26 protein-coding genes and 1 pseudogene are annotated in these 25,049 nt (G+C 62.6%); 10 read left to right on the top strand and 17 right to left on the bottom strand.

All coding sequences use genetic code 11. The annotated features are described in order from the left end of the window. Window positions 1–100 precede the first annotated feature (100 nt). Window positions 101–277: a ribbon-helix-helix domain-containing protein gene (locus tag EL22_RS09695; RefSeq protein WP_050051312.1), complete on the top strand. Its 177-nt coding sequence runs from the start codon at window positions 101–103 to the stop codon at window positions 275–277. A gap of 47 nt (window positions 278–324) precedes the next feature. On the opposite strand, the gene EL22_RS09690 is transcribed toward EL22_RS09695, so the two are convergent. Beyond that, on the bottom strand, window positions 325–1,101 hold the full coding sequence (locus EL22_RS09690) for a 23S rRNA (uridine(2552)-2'-O)-methyltransferase (RefSeq protein ID WP_050051311.1): 777 nt from the start codon (window positions 1,099–1,101) through the stop codon (window positions 325–327). A 257-nt stretch (window positions 1,102–1,358) separates the two neighbouring features. On the opposite strand from EL22_RS09690, the gene EL22_RS09685 reads away from it, so the two are divergent. After that, entirely contained in the window at window positions 1,359–1,508 is a 150-nt protein-coding gene (locus tag EL22_RS09685) for a hypothetical protein (RefSeq protein WP_197075882.1), read from the top strand. 242 nt (window positions 1,509–1,750) lie between these two features. On the opposite strand, the gene EL22_RS09680 is transcribed toward EL22_RS09685, so the two are convergent. Genes EL22_RS09680 through EL22_RS09665 form a run of 5 tightly spaced genes read right to left on the bottom strand, consistent with a single transcriptional unit; the run spans window position 1,751 to window position 3,333 of the window. Continuing rightward, window positions 1,751–1,948 carry a hypothetical protein gene (locus tag EL22_RS09680; protein ID WP_050051310.1) on the bottom strand — a complete coding sequence of 66 codons (198 nt, stop codon included), beginning with the start codon at window positions 1,946–1,948 and terminating at the stop codon, window positions 1,751–1,753. Next, a complete protein-coding gene (locus EL22_RS17170; protein WP_156184093.1) occupies window positions 1,941–2,087 on the bottom strand; it encodes a hypothetical protein in 147 nt (48 codons plus the stop codon). The genes EL22_RS09680 and EL22_RS17170 overlap by 8 nt, the downstream gene beginning before the upstream one ends. Next, on the bottom strand, window positions 2,088–2,375 hold the full coding sequence (locus EL22_RS09675; protein ID WP_050051309.1) for a hypothetical protein: 288 nt from the start codon (window positions 2,373–2,375) through the stop codon (window positions 2,088–2,090). Then, on the bottom strand, window positions 2,375–2,800 hold the full coding sequence (locus EL22_RS09670; RefSeq protein WP_050051308.1) for a hypothetical protein: 426 nt from the start codon (window positions 2,798–2,800) through the stop codon (window positions 2,375–2,377). The genes EL22_RS09675 and EL22_RS09670 overlap by 1 nt, the downstream gene beginning before the upstream one ends. Further along, the gene (locus EL22_RS09665; RefSeq protein WP_050051307.1) at window positions 2,800–3,333 is read right to left on the bottom strand and encodes a hypothetical protein; all 534 of its coding nucleotides are present in this window, start codon (window positions 3,331–3,333) and stop codon (window positions 2,800–2,802) included. The genes EL22_RS09670 and EL22_RS09665 overlap by 1 nt, the downstream gene beginning before the upstream one ends. A gap of 396 nt (window positions 3,334–3,729) precedes the next feature. On the opposite strand from EL22_RS09665, the gene EL22_RS09655 reads away from it, so the two are divergent. From EL22_RS09655 to EL22_RS09645, 3 genes are all read left to right on the top strand, one after another. Next, entirely contained in the window at window positions 3,730–3,948 is a 219-nt protein-coding gene (locus tag EL22_RS09655) for a hypothetical protein (protein WP_050051305.1), read from the top strand. Then, a complete protein-coding gene (locus tag EL22_RS09650; RefSeq protein ID WP_197075881.1) occupies window positions 3,941–5,725 on the top strand; it encodes a helix-turn-helix domain-containing protein in 1,785 nt (594 codons plus the stop codon). Before EL22_RS09655 ends, EL22_RS09650 begins: the two co-directional genes overlap by 8 nt. A 418-nt stretch (window positions 5,726–6,143) precedes the next feature. Next, window positions 6,144–7,385 (top strand): hypothetical protein, encoded by a 1,242-nt coding sequence (locus EL22_RS09645; protein WP_050051303.1) that lies wholly within the window; start codon window positions 6,144–6,146, stop codon window positions 7,383–7,385. Here the strand turns inward: EL22_RS09645 and EL22_RS09640 are convergent, their stop codons facing one another. The 3 genes from EL22_RS09640 to EL22_RS09630 all read right to left on the bottom strand — a co-directional run bounded on the left by EL22_RS09640 (window position 7,386) and on the right by EL22_RS09630 (window position 9,536). After that, complete coding sequence (locus tag EL22_RS09640; protein WP_231587922.1) at window positions 7,386–7,811, bottom strand: CBS domain-containing protein; 426 nt, start codon at window positions 7,809–7,811, stop codon at window positions 7,386–7,388. Between the two features lie 129 nt (window positions 7,812–7,940). Next, entirely contained in the window at window positions 7,941–8,279 is a 339-nt protein-coding gene (locus tag EL22_RS09635) for a DsrE family protein (RefSeq protein ID WP_050051301.1), read from the bottom strand. 78 nt (window positions 8,280–8,357) lie between these two features. Further along, complete coding sequence (locus EL22_RS09630) at window positions 8,358–9,536, bottom strand: ATP-binding protein (protein WP_050051300.1); 1,179 nt, start codon at window positions 9,534–9,536, stop codon at window positions 8,358–8,360. Window positions 9,537–9,779: 243 nt separating this feature from the next. Here EL22_RS09630 and EL22_RS17165 point away from each other — a divergent pair, with 243 nt between their 5' ends. Beyond that, the gene (locus tag EL22_RS17165) at window positions 9,780–9,953 is read left to right on the top strand and encodes a hypothetical protein (protein WP_156184091.1); all 174 of its coding nucleotides are present in this window, start codon (window positions 9,780–9,782) and stop codon (window positions 9,951–9,953) included. 62 nt (window positions 9,954–10,015) lie between these two features. On the opposite strand, the gene EL22_RS09625 is transcribed toward EL22_RS17165, so the two are convergent. Together EL22_RS09625 and EL22_RS09620 are read right to left on the bottom strand one after the other, a co-directional pair. Further along, on the bottom strand, window positions 10,016–11,269 hold the full coding sequence (locus EL22_RS09625) for a glycosyltransferase family 2 protein (protein WP_050051299.1): 1,254 nt from the start codon (window positions 11,267–11,269) through the stop codon (window positions 10,016–10,018). 145 nt (window positions 11,270–11,414) lie between these two features. Further along, entirely contained in the window at window positions 11,415–14,231 is a 2,817-nt protein-coding gene (locus EL22_RS09620; RefSeq protein ID WP_050051298.1) for an AAA domain-containing protein, read from the bottom strand. 195 nt (window positions 14,232–14,426) lie between these two features. On the opposite strand from EL22_RS09620, the pseudogene EL22_RS09615 reads away from it, so the two are divergent. From EL22_RS09615 to EL22_RS09605, 3 genes and pseudogenes are all read left to right on the top strand, one after another. Continuing rightward, window positions 14,427–14,902: pseudogene (locus EL22_RS09615) on the top strand (universal stress protein). Between the two features lie 152 nt (window positions 14,903–15,054). After that, window positions 15,055–17,511 carry a DNA topoisomerase VI subunit B gene (locus tag EL22_RS09610; RefSeq protein ID WP_050051297.1) on the top strand — a complete coding sequence of 819 codons (2,457 nt, stop codon included), beginning with the start codon at window positions 15,055–15,057 and terminating at the stop codon, window positions 17,509–17,511. Further along, window positions 17,508–18,599: a DNA topoisomerase IV subunit A gene (locus EL22_RS09605; RefSeq protein WP_050051296.1), complete on the top strand. Its 1,092-nt coding sequence runs from the start codon at window positions 17,508–17,510 to the stop codon at window positions 18,597–18,599. The genes EL22_RS09610 and EL22_RS09605 overlap by 4 nt, the downstream gene beginning before the upstream one ends. Window positions 18,600–18,624: 25 nt before the next feature. Here EL22_RS09605 and EL22_RS09600 read toward each other — a convergent pair whose 3' ends face one another. After that, window positions 18,625–19,479, bottom strand: a complete 855-nt coding sequence (locus EL22_RS09600) for a polysaccharide deacetylase (protein ID WP_231587921.1) — start codon at window positions 19,477–19,479, stop codon at window positions 18,625–18,627. Window positions 19,480–19,645: 166 nt separating this feature from the next. Here EL22_RS09600 and EL22_RS09595 point away from each other — a divergent pair, with 166 nt between their 5' ends. Beyond that, on the top strand, window positions 19,646–20,080 hold the full coding sequence (locus EL22_RS09595) for a hypothetical protein (protein WP_050051295.1): 435 nt from the start codon (window positions 19,646–19,648) through the stop codon (window positions 20,078–20,080). 36 nt (window positions 20,081–20,116) lie between these two features. Here EL22_RS09595 and EL22_RS09590 read toward each other — a convergent pair whose 3' ends face one another. The 5 genes from EL22_RS09590 to EL22_RS09575 form a co-directional block, all read right to left on the bottom strand. Beyond that, entirely contained in the window at window positions 20,117–20,875 is a 759-nt protein-coding gene (locus EL22_RS09590) for an MBL fold metallo-hydrolase (protein WP_050051294.1), read from the bottom strand. 62 nt (window positions 20,876–20,937) lie between these two features. Then, the gene (locus tag EL22_RS09585; RefSeq protein ID WP_050051355.1) at window positions 20,938–21,675 is read right to left on the bottom strand and encodes a fumarylacetoacetate hydrolase family protein; all 738 of its coding nucleotides are present in this window, start codon (window positions 21,673–21,675) and stop codon (window positions 20,938–20,940) included. 315 nt (window positions 21,676–21,990) lie between these two features. Beyond that, window positions 21,991–23,436: a lipopolysaccharide biosynthesis protein gene (locus tag EL22_RS09580; protein WP_050051293.1), complete on the bottom strand. Its 1,446-nt coding sequence runs from the start codon at window positions 23,434–23,436 to the stop codon at window positions 21,991–21,993. After that, complete coding sequence (locus EL22_RS17160) at window positions 23,433–23,606, bottom strand: hypothetical protein (RefSeq protein WP_156184090.1); 174 nt, start codon at window positions 23,604–23,606, stop codon at window positions 23,433–23,435. The genes EL22_RS09580 and EL22_RS17160 overlap by 4 nt, the downstream gene beginning before the upstream one ends. Before the next feature lie 27 nt (window positions 23,607–23,633). After that, window positions 23,634–24,917: a DUF563 domain-containing protein gene (locus tag EL22_RS09575; protein WP_050051292.1), complete on the bottom strand. Its 1,284-nt coding sequence runs from the start codon at window positions 24,915–24,917 to the stop codon at window positions 23,634–23,636. Window positions 24,918–25,049 lie beyond the last annotated feature (132 nt).

The following is a 25,049-nucleotide window of genomic DNA, read 5'->3' as shown; positions in this document are numbered from 1 at the left end:
GCGCCCTCGCGATCACGAACTGCAGGCGCTCGAATCGAAGTTTCGAACGCGAGGCGAGGAGCTATCAACTGTTAAGGAACGCTGTTGTGAACCCACAGCCATGCCCAAAATCAGCGTCGAAATTCCGCAGGAATTACTCGACGATCTCGATGCACACGTCGGCGACGACGGCAAGTTCGTCAACCGAAGCGACGCCATCCGCTCGTCGATCCGCAAAAACCTCGACATCCTCGACGAGATCGACGACCGACACGATCGCCTCGAGACCGAGGAGTGAGACGACGCGGGCGGTTGGATCGACAACCACTCAGCCAGTCACGCCGATCAGTCGCGATCGAGCCGCTGTGCGAACCCGAAGTTCGGTTTGACATCCTCGACCCGGACCGTCACCGTCTCGCCTTCCGTCGTGTCGGGGACGAACAGTCGATACCCCTCGACCGAGGCGATGCCATCCCCCTCCGTGCCGACATCGACGATGTCGACCTCGAGTTCGTCGCCCGACTCGACCGGCGCGGTGAGTCGCCCCTTCGCGATGAGGTAGATCTCCGAGGACGCCTCGCGGGACGCTTTCGGACTCGTCGCGCGAACGTATTGGAACTCGTCTTCGACGTCCGAGCGGAACTCGTCGACGTCGGGGCCTTCGAACACCTTCACGATGAAGTCGCCGCCGGTCTCGAGCAGTTCTAACGACGTTTCGAACGCCTGCCGGGCGAGGTGCAGCGAACGCGCCTGATCGAGGTGGTACTCGCCAGTCATGTTCGGTGCCATGTCCGAGACGACGACGTCGACATCGCCGCCCGCCGTGTCGGTCACCCGATCGCGCGTTCGATCCTCGGTCATGTCCCCGCGGACCGTCTCGACGTTGTCGTGGCCCTCGAGCGATTTGATTCGCTGGAGGTCGACGCCGATGACGGTTCCCTGGGGACCGACGCGCTCGGCGGCGACCTGCAGCCACCCGCCCGGCGCGGCTCCGAGGTCGACGACCGTGTCGCCCCCGTCGATGACGCTCTCGAGGTCGGTCAGCTGTTTGAGCTTGTAGGCCGCTCGAGAGCGATAGCCCTCCTGTTTGGATTTGTTGTAGTAGTGGTCTTTGCCGGTCATTTTTCGACCACCCGTGTAAACTTCGACGAGGTGGCGTGAACTGACGATGATCCGTTCATGCTTCGAGAGAAGTGGCCGAACCGGAAAGGGACATCGGATATCACCCGACAGCGATCGTCGACGACAAGCGGGAGACACACTGGTCGCCCTCACCGCGGGGATGACGGGCCTCGAGATGTCGCCGAACGCAGACCGGAAGCGGCTCCGGTCGACCGCAAAAGGTGGCTTTTTATGCGGACCGTTCGTAGCCGTCGCATATGTTCAACTCGGTCCAAGAAAACACGCTGTTGTACCCGATGGACTGTCTTCTCCTCACGACAGCCGAAGAAACGGACGGGGTCCTGGTCACCTTCGATTCGGAACTTCAAGAAAACGGTGCGGTATCACCAGCGGAGTTTGTGGACTAATTACTCGCCGTCGTCAGAACTGCCCGCAAGCGCCTCGTACAGTTCTTTGTTCTCCTCTCCGTCCTGGTCCATGTTGCGCTGTGCGTCCCGGTTCACTCCCATGGGTATCAACAGTACCGACGAGAGTCTTATACATTGTGTCTCCCCTGTGGAGAGGTCCCAAATCCAGCGGTAGCAACAGTAGCTGATCGGTATTTGCACGATCTGGTGGTCTCGAATGGAGAAAAAGACGAACCGCTATTTTACCCGGCGATCCCGTCGGGGGTCTCGAGCGAGACGTGCGCGACGATCTCCCGACCGGTGCAGCGCCACTCACCGTTTCGGCGCTCGTAGGTTTCGCGATCGTAGCCGCCGACCGCTCGAGGCGCGAAGACGACTTTGCGGGCTGGGCCACGCGGCGGCGTGTATCGGATCACGAACTCCTCGCGATCGTCAGTCATCGGTGTCCGTATCGCCGTCTTGGATCTGCTCTTGGAACTTCTCCTTGTGATAGAGGCTGCAGAACGGGGGATAGTGGGACGTGGTCGGCGCGTCCGTGTCCCCGCAGTACGGACAACCGTCTTGCCCGCTTCCGGACATCTACAGCTCCCTCCGAAGCCGTAGCGTCGGATCGACGCGCACGCCCGCGGGGATCTCCCGTTCACCGATCGCCATTTCGACCCGCCGCGTGTGTTTACAGATGCTGTCGCGGTATCGCGAATCGGCACACTCACACGCGCCACCGACGAGGTCGACGGTGTAGATCGATTTCTCGCCGGAGTGGACCTTGTAGAGCCCCGGTCCGTTGGGAACGACGACCATCGCCTCACTGGCAGCGCGGCGATCGCGTTCGTCGACGTCGTCCTGGACGGACTTGGCGACCGACATCACTCGACCCCCTCCGTTTCGGGTCGAAGTCCGACGTCGGGCGTCTCGGCGCGACTCGAGAAGTTCTCGACGATCGAATGGAACGACCGCAGTGCAAGCCTCGAGGCGTCCTCGCGTCGGATCCAGTCCGCGACAGCCGACTCGGCGGCGGCTTGGGCGCGAACGAACCGCGTCATGGCGACGTGGCCGTCCATCCCCCGGTCGCCTTCTTTGCACTTGAACGACTGCAGTTGAACGACGCCTTCCTCACTCACGCCGAAGTCGAATTCGAACTGCCAGCTGTACGATCGGTCACCGGAGATACGTTTCGTAACTCGCGTCGTCACGTCTATCGACTGGAGCTCGATTCGATCGCCGTGACCGCGGTTATCGCGCTGGCAGTACTCCGGCTGCAGCGAGGAAATCTTCGTTTCGAACCCCGACATCACTCCGCACCTCCATCGTCGCCGTCGCGATCGTGGACGTGAGCAACGACCTCGAGGCGAGTCCGTGGGAACGCATAGCCCTGCAGCGATCCAAGATCGGTACTCGTCCGCTCTGGGAACTTCACCACGATGACGTCATCGTCAGCCGGGTATTTGGGGTTGCACTCGGCAACCGTCTCCCCGTCGCGAGCGTCGATCGCGTTCGCCGGCTCGAGTGGTGTTCGAACGACGACCATTGTCTTTTCACTGTTGTCTTCCCGGTCCTGAACGTGATCGCCGACGTCGACGGGCGGATACTCGAGCTCGGCTTCGGCGATCTTCGCTTGCTCCAGGTTCCCTTTGGCGTGGGCGTTGTCGTCGTCTCGCGTCTCACACTCGCGCAACTCGGCGTGATCTGACTCACCGCCGTCACACCGGACTTCCGGTGCAGTCGTCGCACGGGCGCGTTCGATCTCGAGTGCCTCCGCACGGTGCTGGTCTTCCCGACGCGGGTCGGCGTCCTGGTCGCGAATGTCCGCAGCGGTGATGCTCATCTAGATCGCCTCCGCGACCGTGGTCTCGAGGGCGTCGGTCGCGAACTCTCGTGCGGCACAGAAGACGTCGAAATCTGGGAGCTCATCGGTCATCGATGTGTGCTCGCCAGCGACAGCACTTAGCTGACGGTCTGCGGTTTCCGTTTCCGATTCGATTTCCGATACGCTTTCGTGGGTCTGCGTTTGAATACTCATTGTCCTTCTACAGGACACAGGTCGGGTGTTAGAGCACCCGGCCGAGAATCGTTTTCCCGGCCACCCCGTGTCTCTATCAGTACTTACTATATGCAGTCACATAAAGGTTACTGCTTGTAGTCACAGTACTGTATCCAGTAACTATTTGGTAGTGGCGACTGAATACAGTAATGTATGGCGACGAAGAACCAACAGCCAACGATGGCTGATGATCAATACCGGGGTCTTCTCACCGAGCGCGAGCGCGAGATTCTCTCCGGTGACGCGGACGTGTCGGATAACTACCGCTACCGCGTCGTGAGCCGTATCAGGACGAAAATGGACGCACTTGAGGACGATGTCGAAGTCCTCGAGGATCACCACGAAGGATTGTACGAAGAGTTGCAGGACATCGTTTGTGGAGGGGGAGACGATGAGTAGCGCCCAGGCCACAGACGGTGGCGAGCGACCCGAGAAGACGCTTACCGTTGGCGAGACCACTGCTGGCGAACCCTACGAACTCCCTGTCGAGGACATCCTCACCGGCCGGCTGTTCGCGACCGGCAAGTCCGGCGCTGGGAAGTCCAACACCGGGAGCGTGATCGCCGAGGAACTCCTCGAGCGCGGACATCCACTCCTGATCGTCGACGTCGACGGCGAGTACTGGGGCCTCAAAGAAACCTACGAGGTCCTCCACGTCGGCGCGACCGACGAGTGCGATCTCCAAGTGACCGCCGACCACGCCGGGAAGCTTGCCGAGCTCGCACTCGAGCAGCACGTCCCGATCGTCCTAGACGTCTCGGGGTACGTCGACGGCGACGATGCCGACGCCCTGGTTCGGGAGACAGCCCGCGAACTCTTCGCGAAAGAGCAGCAGGCGATGCAACCGTTCTTGCTTCTCGTCGAGGAGATCCACGAGTACATCCCCCAGCAGGGCAGCGCCGGCGACGTCGGTGATGTCCTCACACGCATCGCCAAGCGTGGCCGGAAACGGGGGCTCGGGATTGCCGGCTTCTCGCAGCGCCCCGCGGACGTCGACAAGGCGTTCATCACGCAGGCCGATTGTCTCGTCTGGCATCGCCTCACCTGGGGCAACGACGTCGACGTTGTCCGAGACGTGATTGGTGCCGAACACGCCGACGCGGTCTCGAGTCTCGAGGATGGCGAGGCATTCGTGCAAGCTGACTGGGACGAGACGGATGTCGAAACCGTCCAGTTCCGTCGAAAGCGCACGTTCGATGCCGGCGCGACGCCTGGACTGGATGACGTCGACCGCCCCGATCTCAAGTCGATCGACGAGGACCTCGTCGACGAGCTCGCGGAGATCTCCGACGCGGCCGATCAGCGTCGCGACGAGGTTGCCCGCCTCGAGCAGCGCCTCGAGGAGAAAGACGATCGCATCGAGGAGCTGAAACAGGAGCGTGATCAGGCCCAGGACGTCAGCAACGCGGCGACGCAACTGGCCGAAGCACTCTCAGGTGGAGACACCGACGACGTCGGCGTTCCGGAGGACTTCGAGGACCAACTCGAGAGCAAGAACGAAGAGATTGCTAATCTTCGCGATCGCGTCGACGGCCTCGAGGACGAACTGGCCGATGTCCAGAACGAACGGGACGAACTCGCGACCGAGGTCGAACGACTCCGCGGGATCGAAGACCGCGTCGACGAAGCCGAGCGAATCGAAGACCGAATGAACGAGATCGAAGCCTGGTTCGCCTCGGCTCCGGCAGCGCTGCGGGACACCGACGAGAAAGCCCAGGAGTTGTTCGCGACGGTCGGCGACCAGGACGTCGACGACGAAGTGGCGGAGCTTCGCAGCCGGCTTCAGGATGCACAGGAGACGATCCAACAGCTACAACACGAGAAGGAACGCCTCGAGGAGACGAACGATGTCGACGGACCAACCGACCTTGGAAGCTTGGTCCAACATGATGCTGTCCAAAGCGCCGTCGACGTCGCGAAGGATAACTGCGATCGTTCCGGGGAGCATGTCGATCGGATGCTGGCCGTCCTTGCGAGTTCAGACGGCGGGCCGCTGTCAGTTGGCGAGATCGAACCGCTGACAGAAGGTTCCGAGACAACGGTTCGGCAGGCCTGCAAAGCGCTGTTCGAAGCCGGCGTAGTTCGACGAGAATCGGATGGGCGTGCCCATGCGTACGCGCTCGACGAGGACTTTCTCGAGCGCCGGATTCAGGTGGCCGAACAACAGGTCGGGTAGTTTACTCGATAGTTTGATCCCGGCATTTTGCAAGTCGGGGCTGGGTGGTGGGTTCGTTCGATCTTAAAGCCGAATTTACGAAAGGTGTTTGCCACCCCACATTATGATTGTGAATGCCATAGTAGGTGTGACTGCGTCAGGTCTGCGTGGACATTTCCATACCCACCAGTTATCCCCACCTGACGCTTTTACCGTTTGATACCGACACGAGATTGATATGGGTGGCACTACAACGTCAACTTGCGCCAGTCTGTATTGACTTCCCCCATGTCGATACAAGCTCACCTGGCGTTTTCCTATCACCTTTGTCGCTGGTAGCGGCCACTACTGCAGATTTCCACTCCGAATATCCATGTCAAATCGGCAACAAGATTGAAATGGCTATGGTGAGTTCGAATATAACGGCGACGAAACGACGTTGTCTGACTTTCTGAACGGTGAGACGGACATCCCGGCCGAATTCTTGGTCAACGGGACCGTTATTGAGGAACGAGACGTGACAATCGATGAATCGCCGTACGAGGAAACGTTTTCTTTGGAACTCAACAAGAGCACCGTGCCGATAGAGAACGTCTCTATCCGAACACCTGGTGGGGATAACGTGACCGATATCCACCGAGACCTAAACCTCGAGTTCGAGGAGTTCGACGAGACGGTCTCCTCGAGCGAACCGCTCGAGGCGACGGTACGTGTCGAGAACGACGGCGAGGTGCCGGAGTCACAGAATCTCACCGTGAGTGTCACGGACCCGGACAACGTGGTCTCGAACGCGACACAGACGCGGGAATTCCTGCTCAACGCATCGGAACGAACCGAAGAAACGTTCTCGTTCGACCTGACGGCAAACGCGTCCTCGGGCGTCGAACTCACCGCGAACACGAGCCACGTCTCGAAAAACGTGACGGCGAACCGGTCGATGTTCGAGGCCAGCGACCTCGAGTTGGTCGGGGCGTCGGATCCGGGCTCGAACGTGTCGATGTCCGGGAACATAACGAACGTCGGGGATCTGACCGACACCCAGACAGTCCAGTTCGTACTCGACGGTGAGACGATGTTCGAGGAGGAACTCACGCTCGAGTCGTCCGAGACCGAAGCCGTCGCCGCCGAATTCGAACGGCCCGAAGAGAGCGGCGAGTACACGTACGGGATCACGACCAACAACGAGTCGTTGAACGCTTCGTCGGCTGTCGAACGGAGCGCTACTATCGAGGGGTCGTCTAGCCAGGGACTGCTCGATCGGATCTCGCCGATTCAGTTCGGTGCAGCGGTGCTCGGACTGCTCGCGCTCGTCGGCATCCTCCTCGTCTACCAGAACAACCGGGAGGCGTTCCGCTCGCGCGCGTCGGCTATCGCGGCCAGAGCACAGCAGACGGTCGGAGGCATCGTCGGCGGCGGTAATACGGTCGTCGTCGAGAACGGCCTCTCGCGGGATGCGACGGTTCGACTCCGGGTGCGAAACTCGGACGAGGTCGTCTTCCTCGAGGATCTCACCCTGGCCGACGGCGAACAGCGCGAGTTCAGATGCTTGCCAGACAGCGGCGAGTTCGAAGTCGGTGCGGGCGTCGACGACATCGACTCCCACGCGGAGGTCTTCCAGACGAAACCTAACGGCGTCGGCGTCCGCCTCGAGCCGGACGGAATCAGTATCACCGAGCAGTAATCAGAACTCCTCACGCGGCCACTTGTTCGTCCGTCGGTTGCTGTTCCGTCGAATATCTTCGACTTCCTTCGTCAGCTCGCCGTAGTGGCTGATCAGGTCCTGCGTCGTCAGGATGCCCGTGATGTCGAGGCCGTCGACGACGACGAGTTTCTTGACTTCCTCCTCGCGCATCCGCTTCGCTGCGAATCGAAGCGTCTGTGTGGGTTCGACGGTCACGACAGGATGGCTCGCGACCGTTCGCGTCGGAATCTCCGCGAGCGACGCCCCCGTTCGGTAGGTCGCGAAGACGACGTCCGTCTCCGTGACGATTCCGTACGAGTTCCCCTCCGTCGTGATGACGACGCTGCCGATTCCGTGGCGAAGCATCCGCTCTGCGACGGCCTCGAGTGCAGTGTCGGCCCCACAGGTAACGACGTCTTCAGTCATGGCGTCCACGACTCGAGTACCCATACCACATACTTCGCACCGCTGTCGTTTAACTGCCGTGGCCCGTCGAGACGAGTCGATCCGGACTCTGCCTCGATCAACACCGGTTCGTCGCGTCCGCAACCCACCCTACGGCCGCACGTACGCGTACCCCTCGTCCTGCAGACGGGTTACTTCGACCGCGCCCTCGGGAACGGTTTCGACGCCCGAAACGAGATCCGACTCCTCGAGATCCATCATCTCGAGCGTATTCGAACAGGCGTTCACCGCGACGCCGTCTTCGAGCAGCGCTTCGATCTCGTCGACGGTGTCGCCGTCGGCCCTGACGGTCGCAATCCCACCGCCCTGAGCGACGAGGGCGACATCATCGATACTGTCGGTTTCGTCCTCGAGTAAGTTGCGCGCGATGGCGAGTCCGGTCTCCTGTTCGGCTTCGTCTCCCGAGGGAATGTGTACGACGGTTCGCATGCGTTGACGGATGCGTATCTGCGGTGAGTAACTAGTGCTTGCAACAGCGAGTCGGCGGGTCAGGTGGGACGGGTCCCGTCAGTTCCCCCAATGACTCGGCTCGAGTTCGTGCCGTGTGGACACGGCGGGGAGCGTGAGCGAAAACGTCGCGCCCTCGCCGGGTTCGGAGTCGACCCAGATGTCCCCGCCGTGGCGCTCGACGATCCGCTTGCAGAGTGCGAGGCCGATACCGGTACCTGTGTGTTCCTCGTGTGCGTGCAGGCGCTCGAAAACCTCGAAGACGCTCTCCTGATGCTCCGCGGGAATTCCGATACCGCGATCTCGGACGGAGACGGTCCACATCGAGTCCTCGCGGTCAGCGGAGATGGTAACGCGAGGCGGCTCATCCTCGCTGTATTCGATCGCGTTGCTCAACAGGTTCTGAAAGACGTGCTGGAGTTGTCCCCGATCGCCTAACACTCGCGGCAACGCCTCGGGTTCGATGCTGGCGTCGCTCTCCTCGATCTGGACCTCGAGATTCTTCCTGACGGTCGCGAGCACCTCATCCAGGTCAACCGGCTCCAGAGGCTCCCCTCGCGTCTCGACCCGGGAGTACTGGAGGAGTGCGTCGATCATCGCCTTCATGCGCTCTGCGCCGTCGACTGCGTACTCGATGAACTCCTCGGCGTCCTCGTCGAGGTCGTCCGCGTACCGGTCCTCGAGCAAGGAGAGATAGCTGGTGACCATCCGGATCGGTTCCTCGAGGTCGTGAGAGGCGGTGTAGGCGAACTGCTCTAGGCGTTCGTTAGAGCGCTCGAGTTCGGCCCGCACCCGCCGCAGTTCCCGGTTCCGTTTTGCCACTTCGCGCGCTCGCGTCTTCGCTCGCGCGTCGTGAATGCCGACGCCGAAGCCTGCGACGCTGCTCAACGCCGAGAGAATGAGGATACTCCGCCTCGGATTGCTAAGGTCGTCGGCCGGCTGGACGTGGTAGACGACGAGGACGCCGATTATCGCACCGATACTCGCGAGACACCATCGGCCGACGACTCGGTAGAAGTCCGAATCGATGTCCGTCTGGGGGAGTCGATACGCCCCGAGTATGAGCACGACGCCCGGAGTACCGACCATCAGCGGCACGACCAGGAGGTTCACGAGCATCTCGCCGTCGATCAGCTGTCCGATCGTCCAGCCGATCGCCAACGCGACGTACACCGCTCCGATGAGTGCGAGTAGCGGGCGTCCGCTGACTCGAGAAGCGAGCGGCCGAACGAGGCCCATTGTCGCTACTGGGAAAGGGATCGCTATAGACCTTTGTATGAATTTGAACGGATCGTCACTCTCTGCTGACTATCTGGGATATAATGCAAGATGTGTCCGGGTTATCGGGAGGATCCGTCTAATTGTGATAGCTTCGTATTTCTCATACCGATTACGCCCGTTCGAGTTGTATTTGCAAGTTGGTGCGGACGACTCGAGGCATTCACACGGTGTGTTTATGTCCAATGCTATCATGGCACAAGTATGGGCAGAGACGAGCCTCGAGAATCGACGGACACGGACAAGCCAGGTTGTGTTCGGGCGACGATCGATCACGGACACACCGTCCCTCGGTTTCGACTCGTCGAGCACGCCGCCGAGGACGCGTGGCTGTCAGTTCGGTGCGATGCGGTCGTGTCCCTTCGGCAGTGGGACTAACCAGTGTGGCGACCGCGTTCTGGAGGCGTCCGCGAGTGCCGACGTGAACTCGAGTTCAGGCATCAGTCGTCATCGAGGATATTCGCGTTCATATCGAACTCGTTCTCGGAGTCCCGGACGAGTCGCTCCGTTCCATCGTGTTTCGCGAGATCGCCGGTCTCGAGTTCGCTGTGGACTGTCTCGATCGTGTCCGGCGTTACCTTCTCGGTCACTTCGAACGTTTCGACCGGGCTGAGGATCCCCCACAGCGCACCGATCGAGTGGGCGGCGACCGCGATCGGCGTAAGCGCGAGCAACAGCGGCCAGATGACGGGGTGCTTTCGATAGCCGACGAGACCAACGGCCATGTAGACGAACAGAATGCCAACCAGTCCGATCGAGAACAGCGTGTACCACTCGAGCGTCGGAATCGAACCCGGGAGCATCGCCGCGACGAGCGCGAGAACCACGACGAGCGGTGAAAACGCCCACGCGATGATCCGCGTGTAGTAGAGCGGTTGGTACCACCTCGGGAGAATGTGACCGTCCGCCATCGTTCCGGAGATCCAGCGACGGCGCTGGTGGATCATCGCACGGAGAGACGGCGGTGCCTGGTTTCGAAAGCGAGCGTTGAGTAGCGTATAGGAGAGGTCTCGAGTATTGGCCGCTCGCCACAGGAAGTTCGTATCTTCGGTGATCGTCGCGACATCCCACGTGATGTCGTCTTCGATGGACGATCGGATGGCGATGCCGCCTCCCCACGCGTAGAGAGGGTAGGTGAGCCGGTGGAATCCGAACTGCTCGAACTGGTAGCCGATCCGGAATACCTCGCTGAGATAGGAGAGTCGAGAGCCGGTGTAGATCGGTTTCTCGGTAAACTGAACCACGTCGGTGTCTGGCAGCCCGTTGAACCCCGCCATGAGCGTATCCTCGTCCAAGTACAGGACGTACTCTTTGTCACAGAAGACGTGTCGGCGCGCCCACTCGACCGCTCGTCCCTTGTTCGTCGCGGTACAGCCGTAGTCGTCGGGGACGACGTGGACGGTCGCACCGTCGATTTCGAGGTCCGCCTCGGCGATCACGCGAACGTCCTCGATTGCGTCGGGGATGGCGTCGACCGTCGTCTGGACGACTTCCTCGGCGTCGATCGTCAGAATCCGCACCTGAATATCGTCGAACCCCCACTCGATGTCGGTGGAATCGGTCTTCCAGCCGCGAGCCAGAACAACCGTCTCGAGCAACCACCAGCACGCCGACAGCAGGTACAGGAGCAGGCCGATCCAGAGCAAAACGAGAATCGCTCCCGCCAGTGGGTTTTCCTGCACGAAGACAATCATGTTTCTTTCTCTGTTTCTTCTTATATTGACGGTTGTACCTTTCGGCCACAATGGCTATCAACGCCGCTCCTACGGCGAATCAGCCTTCATGGAAAATTTTAGCACTGCCTTGAGTGCAGAAATGAAATTGCTGAAATCACACGTTCTACTGGCGCGCCCACTCGAGCATCCGGCCGTACACCGGATCGGTCTCGAGCGCGTCGGCGTCACCGACCAGCACGAGCGCGCGTTTCGGCCGCGTCAACGCGACGTTGATTCGCCGGTAGTCCTCGAATATCGGTCCCTCGAGGGTTCCGGTCGCGGTGAAGGACACGACGATGACCTCCTGGCTCGAGCCCTGGAACCGGTCGACGGTGTCGACGGCGACATCGTCGGGGACGTAGTTCGAAATGTTCGATACCTGCGCGCGAAACGGCGCGATGACGCCGATATCGGACCGCTCGAGGCCCGCGGCTTCGTACCGTTCGATCAGCTCCGCGATCCGGGCGGCCTCGGCGTCGTCGGTGTACTGGCTGTCGTCGCCCGCCACCGGGACGAAGCTCACGGGATCCCGAAGCTCGGGAGGCAATTCTCCCCGGGAGACGCCCTCGAGGTCGTCGAGCGTCCGCGTCGCGACGGCCGGCTCCGCGGGGCGGAGTTCGCCGTCGTAGAACTCCCGCGAGGCGAAGGCCTGGATGCGCTGGTTCATCCGGTACTGCCGGTCGAGCATGATCCCGGCGTCGGGGTGTTGCTCGACGAGCCGCTCGAACAGCGACGTCGTCAGGTCGTTTTCGGCCTGGACGACCGGCGGAAGCTGTTCGTGGTCGCCGACGAGGACGAACCGACTGGCGAGATTGATCGCCGCGTAAGTCCCCGGCTCGGTCAACTGCGCGGCTTCGTCGACGAGCGCCGCGTCGAAGGCCTGCTCTTTCATGACCCGCGAGCCGCAGGTCGCGGTCGTCGCGGCGACGACCTGCGCGTTCTGTAGCTCCGCGACGCGCTCTTCGGGATCGCCCGCGAAGTCGAGCCGGTGGGCCTGCATGTCCTCGCGGACGCCGCTTTCGGAGCCGACCCGGACCACGTCGGTCGTATCGATCCCCTGCTCGAGCAAGGCCTCGAGCGCGTTGTCGACCGCCCGGTTGGTAAACGCCGAGAGCAACACGCGCTCGCCGCGCTCGACCATCGCGCGGATCGCCCGAGCGATGGTGTAGGTCTTTCCCGTGCCGGGCGGGCCATGGATCAACGCGCAATCCTGTGCCCCGACCGCCTTTCGAACGGCCTCGTTCTGCGCGTCGTTGTTGTCGATGAACGTCTCAGCCGGATCGTCGAATTCGGGGTCGACGCGTCCGAAGAGGACGTCCTTGCGACGGTCGCCACCTTTCAACAGTGCGTCGTGAAGCGCCACGAGCAACCGGTCGGTGGTCAGTTCGGACGGATAGACGTCGAGCCGGGTGACCTCGACGGGTTCGTCGGCCGTGAGGACGATCTCATCGTCGAGTCGCTCGATCCGTGCGAGTTCCGAGTTGCCGCTCACCGGGTGGCCGTCGCTTGCCAGCACGAGGTCCCCCTCGCGCAGTTTGGAGGTGGACGCGCCGCGCTGGCGGGTCCGCAGCTCCCAGCGGCCGCCCTCGAGTTCCCGGCGTTCGACGAACTCGAGGTCGATGATCGCCCGGTCGTCCTCGGCGCGTTCTTCCGGGTCCTGCTCCCAGAGTTTGGCGTACTCCGCGTGGATCTCGCGGCGCTCCTCCTCGATGGCGTGGTAGAGTCGCTCGAAGTACTCAAGTTCCGCCGGCGGGAGCGACTGGCCGATCTGGCCCGCCTTCGACTCCTGGTCCAGTCGCCCGGAGACGACCATGCAGGTGTCCTGTTCGAAGCAGTACTCGCACTTGGCGTCGCCTTCGTACCCCGTCGGCACGTCGCCGGCGACTTCCATCGCCGCGATCTCGTTTCGCACGCGAACGACGAACTTCAGGAGACCTTCGCCCATCGTGAACTCCTTCGCCGGTGTGAGGTCGCCGGTCTCTTCGTTCCGATCGAGTGCGGAGTTTTTCGTATACAGCAAGGTGCCCATGTCGACGTCGCCACCGTGTTCCTCGAGCAAGAGCGCGTAGCAAGCGGCCTGAATCTTGTCCTTGAATCGCGGATCCTTCCGCAGGTTCTTGCCCGTCTTGAGTTCGACCGGCGCACCGCGTCGGATGGCGTCGGCGCGCCCGCGAATGCCGAACGTCTCGCTGATGAGCAGTTGCTCCGAGCGCCAGCTATCTTGTTCTGTAAGGCGACCCTGCTCGAGCCAGCCCTCGATCGCGGCGGCGTTGTCCCGAACGTCCTCGGCGACGCCTTCGGGTGTTTCGCCCAGTAAGCCGAGTTCGAGGCCCCGTTCGTCGATCCGCTCGTCGATCGCCGCCTCGAGGTCCCGTCCCCGAAGGAGGTCGCCGAAGACCTCGTGGACGATGGTCCCCTTGAGGACCGGATAGTTCAGCGGCACTCCCGAGAGCTTGTTGAGGTAGTACAGACGCGGACACTCGACCCAGTTGCGGACGTCCGTCACGTTCACCAGGAAACTCGGCTCGACGACGACGTAGGACTCGCCCGTCGTCGAGTACTGCGTCTCGCCCCGGTACTCGTCTTCGTCGACGTTCGTCACGAGCAGTTCCATCCCCGGCTCGAGTAGCTCCGCCGATTCGGTCCACTTGCCCCACAACGTGACCGTCGTGGCGTCCCGCCCGTCGCCCGCACCCGCGGACGCACCGTCGGACGCATCCGCAGATTCGTAATCGGACCCATCGTCGGACTCGAAACCGGATCCATCGTCGGACCCGGAACGGGACCCACCGTCGGACCCGGAACTGGACGTGTCGGCTGGGGCCATCGAATCCTCGCGTCGATCGAACCGCAGCGGAACTTCCGCGAGGTCGCTCTCGCCGTAGCTCGTCGTCACCGTTCGCACGTCGACCTCGCCTGCGACGCTCCCGCGTACGTTCACGGATCCGTGAACGGGTCGGTGGCGAAAAATGCTATCGGTCGCCGTCGACCCGGCCGTCGGAGATGCTCAATACCGTCCGAAACCGCACTCGAGACTCGACAGAACGCCACGATGGTTACGTTTGTACGATGGACTCCGTCGGAACGGTGAACAACACAGTTATTACTGCTGCGCGTTGTATGATAACATATCACGATGTACGATCGAATCCTCGTTCCGACCGACGGTTCGGCCGAGGGCGAGCACGCGCTCGAGTACGCGATCGAACTCGCCCGAACCCACGATGCGACGATCCGTGCGGTGTATGTCGTCAACGCCGCGAGTTACGGCGTCTCGCGATGGAGACGGCGTGGGACGGCATCACCGACGCCCTCCGAGAGGAAGGCGAGGTGGCGGTCGAACGGGTGAAAGAACTCGCCCCATCCGATGTCGACGTGGAGACGAAAGTGCTCGAGGGCTCCCCCAGCAGGGTCATCGTCGACGAGGCCGCGCCCGAAAACTGCGATCTCGTCGTGATGGGGACCCACGGCCGAGGCGGGATCGACCGACTCCTGCTCGGGAGCGTCGCAGAACGGGTCGTTCGCCGGTCGCCGGTACCCGTATTGACGGTCCACCTCGACTCGGACGAGCAGGAATCCGCGCCCGCCGACCCCCGGGCGACGGTCGAGTGACCTCGGTATCCGGTGATCGGATTCGCTGGTGAACCGTCCTCGAGTCTCGGAGTGAGGGCTGTTGACCGGTTCACGATGCCGGGCCGAGAGCACCAATCACTTTCACCGCGGTAGCACACAGCTTTTAGCCCCGCCGCTAATAAGGGGAAACGATGACGTCGTTCCAGTCGACACTCGGCGAGGAGGAGGGGATCGCCGAAGAGCTGGCCGAAAACCAGCGCGCGATCTCCATCGCCGAGTTCTTCGAGAAGAACAAGCACATGCTCGGCTTCGACAGCGGTGCTCGAGGCCTCGTGACGGCCGTCAAGGAAGCCGTCGACAACGCGCTCGATGCCGCCGAGGAAGCCGGTATTCTCCCCGATATCTACGTCGAAATTCAGGAGGAGGGCGATTACTACCGGCTGATCGTCGAAGACAACGGGCCGGGGCTAACGAAGGAATCGCTGCCGAAAGTCTTCGGGAAATTACTCTACGGCTCGCGATTTCACGCTCGCGAACAGTCTCGCGGACAGCAGGGGATCGGCATCTCCGCGGCCGTCCTCTACTCGCAACTGACCAGCGGGAAACCCGCCAAGATCACGAGTCGCACGCAAGGCTCGAGCGAGGCGGAATACTTCGAGCTGATCATCGACACCGACGACAACGAGCCCGAGATCAGCGTCGAAGAGACCGCCTCGTGGGACCGTCCCCACGGCACCCGCATCGAACTCGAGATGGAGGCGAACATGCGTGCGCGGGCCCAGCTTCACGATTACATCAAGCACACGGCGGTCGTCAACCCCCACGCCCGACTCGAGCTCAAGGAGCCGAGTGAACACTTCAAGGCCGAACGGGCGACCGACGAACTGCCTGAGGAGACCGAAGAGATCCGACCCCACCCCCACGGCGTCGAACTCGGCACCGTGATGAAGATGCTCTCGGCGACGGACTCACACAGCATCTCTGGGTTCCTCCAGGAGGAGTTCACTCGCGTCGGAAAGAAGACCGCGACCTCGGTCATCGACGAGTTCCGCGACCGCCACTTCGGTCGGGAGATGTCCTGGGAAACCCCGACTGCCGACGACGGGGACGCCGTCGCCGCTGCGATCGAAGACGCCACGGCGAACAAGGGAGCGACCGCGACGGCGGACTTTGCAGAAACCATCGCCACGACCGTCGAAAACCGCGAGCGGATCTGTCACCACAAACTGGTCGACATCGTCGAATCCGCCGCCGAATCGGCCGAGGACGAGCACGGAACGACCTTCGGCGAGACGGTGCGAGAGAACGCCGTCGAGGCTGCGTGGGCCGAACTCGTCGGGGACGAATCCGACGAGAGCGGTTCCACGGAGGCCGAGTCAGACGGCGACTCCCGAATCGTCGCCGATCTCTACGCGCTGGCCGACGACGCGACGAGCACGCGAAAGGACGACGCGGTTATCCACGCCTTCGCCGAACGCCTCGCGGGCAAGTTCGAAGACGCGGAGGACCTGCGCCACCGCTTTACCCACGCGGCGCTGCGCTCGGCCGTCGACCGCGCCGCCGAGTTGACAGAGGAGTACGACGACGCCGCGTTCGGTGACACCGCTCGAGAGAACGTTGTCGAGGCCGTCTGGGGCGTTATGCGGACGGTTCCCGACGACCCGCCGCTGGTTCGAGAACTCACGGAGGACCGAGATGCCTCGAGCCAACTCGTCGACGGGATGCGCGCGACAGACATCATGGCACCGCCGACGCGGTGTCTCTCGCCGATCACCGACGAACTCATCGAAGCCGGACTGCGAAAGGAGTTCGACGCCGACTTCTACGCCGCTGCGACGCGCGACGCGGGGGTTTCCGGCGGCGATCCGTTCATCGTCGAGGCGGGAATCGCCTACGGCGACGACCTCGAGGCGGAGGGAAGCGCGGACGTGCTCCGATTCGCGAACCGCGTGCCGTTGGTCTACCAGCGCGGTGCCTGTGCGACGACCGACGTCGTCAAACAGATCGGCTGGCGAAACTACGGGCTCGACCAGCCCGGCGGCTCCGGAGTGCCAAACGGTCCCGCAGTGATCATGGTCCACGTGGCGTCGACGAACGTGCCGTTTACGAGCGAGTCCAAAGACGCCGTGGCGAACGTCCCCGAGATCGAAGACGAGATCGAACTCGCCATCCGCGAGGCCGCTCGAGAGCTCAAGAGCTACCTCAACAAGCGCCGCTCGATGGAAAAACGCCGGCGCAAGCAGAGCGTTCTCGGCCAGATCTTACCGGAGATGGCCGAGAAGGTCGCCGAAGTGACCGACAATCCCGAGCCGAATATCGACGACGCCGTCGCCCGGATCATGAACAACGTGCTCGTCGAACGCGAACTCGAGGAAAACGGCGACGGACAGTCGGTCTCGATCGTCGTCGAGAACCACACGAGCACGACCGAGTCGTTCGAACTGACTGACATCGTCACCGCCGAACCGCGCGAACTGTCCGACGGCGCGAACGTCGTCGAAATGGATGGTGAGTGGTTCATCAAGTGGGACGGTGACGTCTCGAGCGGCGAGGAAGCGACTCTCGAATACGAAATCGAGGCAGACGCGTCGTTCGACCTCGATGTGAGCGGCGTCGAAAGTGAGAAACTGACGGTGACAGACCAATGAGTACGGACACCAATCAGGAAGCAAGAGAACAGTTGATCGACCTCGCCGCGGAGTTTTACGATCAGTTCGAGGGGGGAGAGATTCCGAGCATGACGCTCCCGACCCGGACGAAAAGCAACATCGAGTACGACGAGGAAAAGGGCGTCTGGGTCTACGGCGACCGGACATCGACACGATCTGCGAACTCGGTTCGCGGTGCTCAGAAGCTTCTCAAGGCCGTCTACACGATCGAGTTCCTCGCGGACCAACTCGAGGAAGACCGCTCGTCGACGCTGCGTGAGTTGTACTACCTCTCCGAAAGCTGGAACAACGACAACGCCCAATTCAACGATCAGGACGAGTCCAACCAATTGATCGAGGACTTAGAGATCGTCTCGGAGGTCACCCGCGAGGACTTTCACATGCGCCCCGAGGAGTCGGGCGCGAAGGTGATGGGGCCGCTCCACATCCGCGAGCAGACGAACCGCGGCGAACGCGACATCCACTGTCAGCTCGACGTGGGCCAGGGCGGCTACCAGATCCCGAACAACCCCGACACGATCGAGTTCCTCGACAACGACGCCGACTTCGTCCTCTGCGTCGAGACCGGCGGGATGCGAGACCGACTGGTCGAAAACGGATTCGACGCCGACTACGACGCCCTGATCGTCCACCTCGGCGGCCAGCCGGCGCGGGCGACGCGACGACTGATCAGACGGCTCCACGACGAACTCGAACTTCCGGTGACGGTCTTCGCCGACGGCGACCCGTGGTCCTACCGCATCTACGGCTCGGTCGCCTACGGCTCGATCAAGTCCGCACACCTCTCTGAGTACCTCGCGACGCCCGAAGCGAAATACATCGGCATCCAGCCGGCCGACATCGTCGAGTACGACCTGCCGACGGACCCGCTCTCAGATTCGGATATCAACGCCTTAGAGAGCGAACTCTCCGATCCGCGCTTCCAGACCGACTACTGGGAAGAGCAGATCGAACTCCAACTCGAGATCGGAAAGAAAGCGGAACAGCAGTCCCTCGCGGCGCGCGGACTGGACTTCGTGACGGATACGTACCTGCCCGAACGCCTCGAGGCGATGGGCGTTCTGTAATCGGCCACCCTCCAGTCCGAGCAACTCACCGTACCTCCGGCGGATTCTGTTCTCGGAAACGCTTCGCGACGGTCTCCATCCGCTCGAACTCGACGTCCTCCCGCGAATACATGTGCTCGAATAGTTGCTCGAGTCGGCCGATTCGGTGCGCTTGTCCGATTACCTGTGGGTGCAGCGTCAGGACGTAGACGCCGCCGTCGACGTGCTCGCACATCCAGTCGAACTGGTCGCGCCACTTCCGGAAGATCATCTCCTCGTCGGTGTAGCCCATCCGGTGGGGGGCCGCCCACGTGTAGGTAAACGGCGGGAAGTCGTCGCGCTCCCACGACGGGGGCAGTTCGACGATGTCGGTTGGTTCGCCGCGTTCGTACGGCGCTTCGGCGGGCGCACGCCATCCCCGCCGGAGGTAGTGCGGTTCGAAATCGGCGGCCATCACGCTCGAGTCCCACTCGAACCCCAACTCGAGGAGGATGTCGAGGGTGTGTTCCGAAAAGTCCCACGCCGGCGAGGCGTATCCCGTCGGACGCTCGCCCGTCAGTTCGACGATGCTCTCGATGCCGCGCTCGATATCCGCCCGTTCGGCCTCCCGGCTCTCGTAGCTCGAGGGGCCGCGGTGGGTCCAGCCGTGGTGTTGGATTCCGTGGCCGGCGTCGGCAACCGCTTCGCAGGCCGCCGGAAAGCTCTCGATGGTGTGTCCTGGGATACACCACGTCGAGGGGAGGTCGTGTTCGTCGTGGAGGTCGAGGAGCCGGGGTGTTCCGACGTCCGCGCCGTAGACGCCTCGGGAGTGTCGCGTCGGCATGTCCCAGGCGCCGAACGCCCAGAGCCACGTCGAGACGGCGTCGAAGTGATACGAAACGCAGACCGTTGCACTCGCCATGTACAGCGGACGACCCGAAGGTGAATATAGCTATCACGGCCCGCGAGTCGATGGAGTCGGTAGCAATGCTGGTACCGGTAGCGATGGTGCTGGGTTCGGTAGCGACGGCGCGTGAATATCCGACAACCAACCACTTACGTGGATGGCGACCCGCCGATAGGGACGAATGCCAGCAGCAGATCTTCAGTACTCGGAGCCGGGTGCTGACGAAGGCCATCCGCCCGTCCAATGTGAGGCGTGCCGATCCGCCTTGGAAGCTGATAGCCGGCGGACTATCTCGTTTCTACTTTTGGACCAGTTTACGATTCCTCTCGTCAGCTGTGAGGACCACCTCGAGCAGTTCGCTTCGGTCTGTGGATTAACTACCCAAGACGACGCCGAGACGCTGGACCACCGGCCGGCCGGCGGCATTCGGTGTCCGGGCTGTCAGCACGCACCGCACAGCGCGTCCCAGCCCGTGATCCCGGTCCGTGAGGGAGCAGTCCTCGTCGTGGCCTGTCCCGAACACCAGTCGAAGATAGTACAACGGTTCCAGACGGGGCTCCAGACCCAACACCATCTCTCCTCGAGCGTCGATGCTACGACGCCCTCGTTGCGCTGATCTTGGCACGGCGGGCACCGAGGACGTAGACGGTGCTTACTCGGTCGTTTGTTCGCCATCGAGTCCAGTAGTCGACGTATTCCGGTTCTCGAGAACGACTGGAACTGCTCGAGTCGCCACGTCGACGACGAACGCCTCCGTATCAACCGAAGCCGCTTCGTCGTAGATCGGACAAACGAGTCGGGGTGCCATTCGCCCGACGAGCGCCGCGGCCTCGTGTCGATCCATCGTGGTGTCGCCGTCGATCGGCGGAACGAAAACGTCGACATCGAGATCCTCGTGGTACTCGAGGGCGTCCGTATGGCCCGCGAAAAAGGCCCGAACGCCGTCGACGGTGATCGCGTACCCACAGCCGGTCCCCTCGGGATGGTGCGCCGAGCCGTCGTCGCGAGTGTGTGGCCCGTCCGGCTCGTTGTACGCGGGCGTCGTGAACAGATCTAGCGGGCCGAGTACGAACGATTCGTCGGCGCGAACACGTTCGACATCGTAGGGGAGGTCGGCTGGCGGGGCGTGGTCTCGTTCCGACCGATCGCCTTCGCGGGCGTCGGTCTCGCGTCCGTTTATCGACTCGTGGATCACCACTACCGCATCGTCGCGTGCGACCCGTTCGATCCCGTCCGGATCGTAGTGGTGCTCGTGGGTGACCAACACCAGATCGCCGTCTCGAGGGGTCGGGTCCCCAGGGACGGCCGCTCGATCGGGATCGACGTAGATCACCACGCCCGTTTGGGACTCGAGTCGAACCGTCGCGCGGCTGAGCCAGTCGAACGCCACGGCACCGTAGCTGACTGTCATGGAGGGTCGTTCGGCCGATGCGTCGAAAAACGTTCGTCTCCCCGCGACTGGTCGGGCCCGGTTCAGGGGATTCGAACCGAGTGCGAGAGCGTGCCGACGCCCTCGACTTCGATCTCGACCTCGTCGCCGTCGGCGAGCGGTCCGACGCCTTCTGGCGTGCCAGTCGCGATGACGTCGCCCTCCTCGAGGGTCTGGTAGGTCGTGATCTCGGCGATCAGCTCCGGAATCGGGAAGATGAGTTGATCGAGCGTCCCGTCCTGTTTCAGTTCGCCGTTGACTCGAGACCGAACTGCCGCATCGTCGGGTACTTCGTCGGGAGTCGCGAGCACCGGTCCGATAGGCGCCGCGCCGTCGAAGGCCTTCCCGCGGACCCAGTTGCGCTCTTCGGACTGGTCGTCGCGGTTCGAGAGGTCGTTCACGCAGGTGAAGCCAGCGATGACGTCCTTCGCATCCGAAACCGGTACGTGCCGGCACTGTTCGCCGATGACGACGCCCAGTTCTGCTTCGTGGTCGATCCGCTCTTTGCCCGCCGGCACGGTCACCGTATCGCCGTGACTCGAGACCGTGTTCGGCGGCTTGAGAAAGAGCATCGGTCGATCGGGGAGATCCGACCCCATCTCGTCGGCGTGGTCCGCGTAGTTGCGTCCGATACAGACGATCTTCGACGGCTCGGTCGGCGGGAGGATGTCGATCTCCTCAGCGTCGAAATCGTAGCTCTCGTTCGCGAAGTGGACGGTTCCGTCCTCGAGTTCGCCTCGGCGGACCGCGCCGGCGGGATCACGGAATCTGACGTATTTCATACGAGGACGTTTGCCGTAGAGATAGAAAAACGTTGAGAACCGCTTCGAATTCGTCCGCAATTTCCTGCGTTCGCTGTGATTTTCCGCGCTCGAATCGATGTCGTATCGTCGTTCGCTACCGAGTTACCCTGTGAATTCGCTGTCCGAGTCCCCGACGAGTTCGCTGATCGAGTTCTACGAGCGGCATCGACAGTGAATCATCGACTCACGACATCCTCGATGGTGATCCGCGACGCTCGTAGGGGTTTTCCCCGTTGCTCGAGCATCTTATCCGTTCTCGTTAGCGACCCGTTGCGCTCGAGCTGTGACGCTCGGTCATCGACCCGTGACCCGCGGAATGTCGATCGGCGCGTTGTTCCGAACGACGTTCCGGAAGTGTGCCGACATCGCAAAGAGGACGACGACGTACACCGCAGCGCCGCCCGCGACGATGCCCGCGGTAACGGCCGTCGACTCGAGACTCTCGGAAGGCGGGCCGACGAACGTCGTGACGGGGTAGACGACAGCGCCCATCGCGATGGCCGCGACCCACTGGCGGGCGATTTCGGCCAGCGGCAGTTCGAACTCGAGACGCTCTCGAAGGGCGTAAAACGCAGCTACGAGGCCCATTCCGGCCGATATCGTTGTCCCGACGGCTGCACCAGCCCAGCCGATCGCCTCGACGAGAACCACGTTCGCGACGACGTTCGCGACGATGAACAGCCCGTTGACGCGAAACGAGATATCCGGCCGGTCGATCCCGTTGAGCGTGTTGAGCAACTGGTCGAAATACGAGTACAGCAGCGAGCCGAACAGCAAGATCGGCAGGACGTACTGGCCCTCGATGAACTCCGTTCCGTAGATCGCCAGGACGCGGTCGCCGACGAGAAGGCCGCCGACGATTCCCGGAATGAGAACGAACCCCGCGAACGAGAGCGCTTCCGTCGTCAGGGTCCCGACCCGCCCTCGCTCGTCGTTCGTATCACGTTTGCTGATTTCGGGGAACATCGCGGTGCTGACGGCGTACCCGAAAATCAGGAAAAAAGAACACAGCGCCCAGACGATCGAGTAGACGCCGACGAGCGTGCTCGAGACGAGCGCGCCCAGCACGAGAATGTCGACCTCGCTGAAGGTCTTGCCCTGGACGCGTCCGATCCAGGCGTACTTCGCGAAGTCGACGAGTCGCTCGTAGTGACGACGCGTCGGGCGTTCGAACGGCGGCGCGAGCACGACGGCCGCGACGAACGCCGAAAGCATCCAGCCCGACGAGTAACCGACCAGCATTCCCGAGAGCTGCAAGCCGGCGACGACGAGCGCCACCTGAACGATTGCCCGACCGCCGATTTTCAGGGGCTTGAGGACGGCGTAGATGTGTACCTTGTGCTGGCCCTGCAGCGCCGCGTTGAAAAGGGAATTGCACAGAACCGCGGCCAGCATGAGGATCACGATGAGGTGGACCTCCTCGCCGATGTAGGCGTTCAGCCGGCTCTGAAAGACGAACACGCCGATCGCGAGGACGATGAATATCGACCCGATGATCGACGCGCCCGCCCAGAAGTACGCGTACGAATCGGTTTCCTCGCTCATGCGCTTGGTGACCGCACTCGAGAGGCCGACCTTTCCGCTGATACCGAGCCACGTGACGACAGCCAGCGCGACCGAGTAGTAGCCAAGCACTTCCGCGCCGAGGACGCGGGCGAAGTAGATCGTCGCGACGAATCCGACCGCAGAGGCGGCGATTTCGGCAACGAACTGGAGGAACGACGTTTGCCCGATTCTCATAGTTGACTCGAGGTGGAGACGGCCACCCGTCTGGGACCGTCTTTCGGTGCCACGCCTATCAGTCTAATCATGTGTGCGAAACGTTCGGGATCGACTCGAGGTTCCTCGCACACGACCTGCTCGTCGGGGACGACCGTCGCGAGGTCGGCGGCTGTTCGCGCGGTGTCCATACCGCGTCGTCGACGAGTTCGCGGCGGTCACAGGAACGCCTCGATGGAGTCGATTACAGTCTCAACGTCGACCCGCAGGTCGTCCCCGACGGCCTCGCACACGTGATACTCGTACTCGAGGCCGAGCGCGCCGGCGAGCAGCCAGTAGGTGGGTTTGACCTTCGCTCCGAACAGCTCGACCACCGCACAGTCGCTCGCAAACGCAAGGTTGGCGAACCCGGCCCCGTGGGGTGCGACGACGACATCCGCCTCGAGAAAGAGCCGGACCTGATCGGGAAACGAGAGCGACGAGAGGGTATACTGTTCGAACCCGTTCCCCGCGAGCGACTCGAGTAGTTCGTCGCGGTTGCGGACTCGTCGGCGGTCGGCGTCCGCTCTCGAGATGTAGACGTGACGGCCGCGGCCCGCGGGAAGGGGCTCGAGTTCGGAACTGCTCTCGGAACGCCCCGAGGACGTCGCTTCTCCCGAGGACAGCGCTTCTCGAGCGGCCGACCGGAGCCACCGACAGGCCGCCGGCGACGTGAGCTTGTACGACAGGTCGTACGTAAACCGGTGTGCGTAGGCCGACCGGGGCTGTTCGGGGGAGCGAACCGAGGGAACGATCAGCCCCTCGACCGTCGTCGGCTCGCCGTCCCACGCCGCGACTCGATCCGGACCGTATCCGAAGAAATCGAGCGATTCGCGGACCCACCCCGGGGCCTCTGCCGGGACGAGAACTGTCGCCTGCTCGCCGGTCCGTTCCTCCCACCGCCGGAGCCCCTCGAGTCGAGGCAGCGCGGTCAACACCCAGTGAGAGTAGCCGCCGAGGCAGCCGTCGACGAGCGAGCAAACCGTCTCGCGGTACCGATCGTCCGCCGTTGGCGTTCCGAGGGCGGACTGGTTCCACAGCGCCCGCCCGAGCAGGGATGGCTCCGCCAGCAGCGACCGCTCGAGCCTGTCGCGTCGACCGAGCGAGGTCTCGAGGGGAACCGTGCCGTCTGGGCGGACGGAAAGCGCGTCCCGCCCGACGAGTCGAGCCCTCGGTAGTCGACAGACGAACGGGCGATCGACCGAGAACGAGCCCGCCATCCGGGAGAGTTCCGACGGCGCGTTCGGCGGCGCGTCGAGCGTGATCGATTCCTTGGAGCCGAACGCGAACACCTCCGCAGCGGACGTTCGAGCGAGGTCGTCGCGCTCGAGATAGCTGATCCTGGTATCGAGCGCCAGTTTGGCCGCGAACAGCCTCGGCGCGGCCCCGGTTTCGATTCCGCGTTTGAGCAACTCGAGGACTCCGACGTCGCGTACTTTCTGTCGAACTCGCCGGAGTGGCATACGAATCGTTCCAGAAGCAGCGGATAAGTCGCTGACGGTTCGGCTCGGACTCGCAGGCGGTTCGGGACAAGCCGCAGATAGCTGGAACCGACTCGTCGACAGTCCGGATCGGAATCACGGACTATTTAGCCG

Source organism: Halostagnicola sp. A56 (assembly GCF_000691505.1).
GTDB lineage: Archaea > Halobacteriota > Halobacteria > Halobacteriales > Natrialbaceae > Halostagnicola.
The sequence above is the reverse complement of the archived record's forward strand: the minus strand, read 5'-3'. Positions and strand labels throughout refer to the sequence as shown.

Coding starts and splice junctions, on each gene's coding strand:
- EL22_RS09695 (WP_050051312.1), top strand. CDS start 101: ATGCCCAAAATCAGCGTCGAAATTCCGCAGGAATTACTCGACGATCTC.
- EL22_RS09690 (WP_050051311.1), bottom strand. CDS start 1,101: ATGACCGGCAAAGACCACTACTACAACAAATCCAAACAGGAGGGCTAT.
- EL22_RS09685 (WP_197075882.1), top strand. CDS start 1,359: ATGTTCAACTCGGTCCAAGAAAACACGCTGTTGTACCCGATGGACTGT.
- EL22_RS09680 (WP_050051310.1), bottom strand. CDS start 1,948: ATGACTGACGATCGCGAGGAGTTCGTGATCCGATACACGCCGCCGCGT.
- EL22_RS17170 (WP_156184093.1), bottom strand. CDS start 2,087: ATGTCCGGAAGCGGGCAAGACGGTTGTCCGTACTGCGGGGACACGGAC.
- EL22_RS09675 (WP_050051309.1), bottom strand. CDS start 2,375: ATGTCGGTCGCCAAGTCCGTCCAGGACGACGTCGACGAACGCGATCGC.
- EL22_RS09670 (WP_050051308.1), bottom strand. CDS start 2,800: ATGTCGGGGTTCGAAACGAAGATTTCCTCGCTGCAGCCGGAGTACTGC.
- EL22_RS09665 (WP_050051307.1), bottom strand. CDS start 3,333: ATGAGCATCACCGCTGCGGACATTCGCGACCAGGACGCCGACCCGCGT.
- EL22_RS09655 (WP_050051305.1), top strand. CDS start 3,730: ATGGCTGATGATCAATACCGGGGTCTTCTCACCGAGCGCGAGCGCGAG.
- EL22_RS09650 (WP_197075881.1), top strand. CDS start 3,941: ATGAGTAGCGCCCAGGCCACAGACGGTGGCGAGCGACCCGAGAAGACG.
- EL22_RS09640 (WP_231587922.1), bottom strand. CDS start 7,811: ATGACTGAAGACGTCGTTACCTGTGGGGCCGACACTGCACTCGAGGCC.
- EL22_RS09635 (WP_050051301.1), bottom strand. CDS start 8,279: ATGCGAACCGTCGTACACATTCCCTCGGGAGACGAAGCCGAACAGGAG.
- EL22_RS09630 (WP_050051300.1), bottom strand. CDS start 9,536: ATGGGCCTCGTTCGGCCGCTCGCTTCTCGAGTCAGCGGACGCCCGCTA.
- EL22_RS17165 (WP_156184091.1), top strand. CDS start 9,780: ATGGGCAGAGACGAGCCTCGAGAATCGACGGACACGGACAAGCCAGGT.
- EL22_RS09625 (WP_050051299.1), bottom strand. CDS start 11,269: ATGATTGTCTTCGTGCAGGAAAACCCACTGGCGGGAGCGATTCTCGTT.
- EL22_RS09610 (WP_050051297.1), top strand. CDS start 15,055: ATGACGTCGTTCCAGTCGACACTCGGCGAGGAGGAGGGGATCGCCGAA.
- EL22_RS09605 (WP_050051296.1), top strand. CDS start 17,508: ATGAGTACGGACACCAATCAGGAAGCAAGAGAACAGTTGATCGACCTC.
- EL22_RS09600 (WP_231587921.1), bottom strand. CDS start 19,479: ATGGCGAGTGCAACGGTCTGCGTTTCGTATCACTTCGACGCCGTCTCG.
- EL22_RS09595 (WP_050051295.1), top strand. CDS start 19,646: ATGCCAGCAGCAGATCTTCAGTACTCGGAGCCGGGTGCTGACGAAGGC.
- EL22_RS09590 (WP_050051294.1), bottom strand. CDS start 20,875: ATGACAGTCAGCTACGGTGCCGTGGCGTTCGACTGGCTCAGCCGCGCG.
- EL22_RS09585 (WP_050051355.1), bottom strand. CDS start 21,675: ATGAAATACGTCAGATTCCGTGATCCCGCCGGCGCGGTCCGCCGAGGC.
- EL22_RS09580 (WP_050051293.1), bottom strand. CDS start 23,436: ATGAGAATCGGGCAAACGTCGTTCCTCCAGTTCGTTGCCGAAATCGCC.
- EL22_RS17160 (WP_156184090.1), bottom strand. CDS start 23,606: ATGGACACCGCGCGAACAGCCGCCGACCTCGCGACGGTCGTCCCCGAC.
- EL22_RS09575 (WP_050051292.1), bottom strand. CDS start 24,917: ATGCCACTCCGGCGAGTTCGACAGAAAGTACGCGACGTCGGAGTCCTC.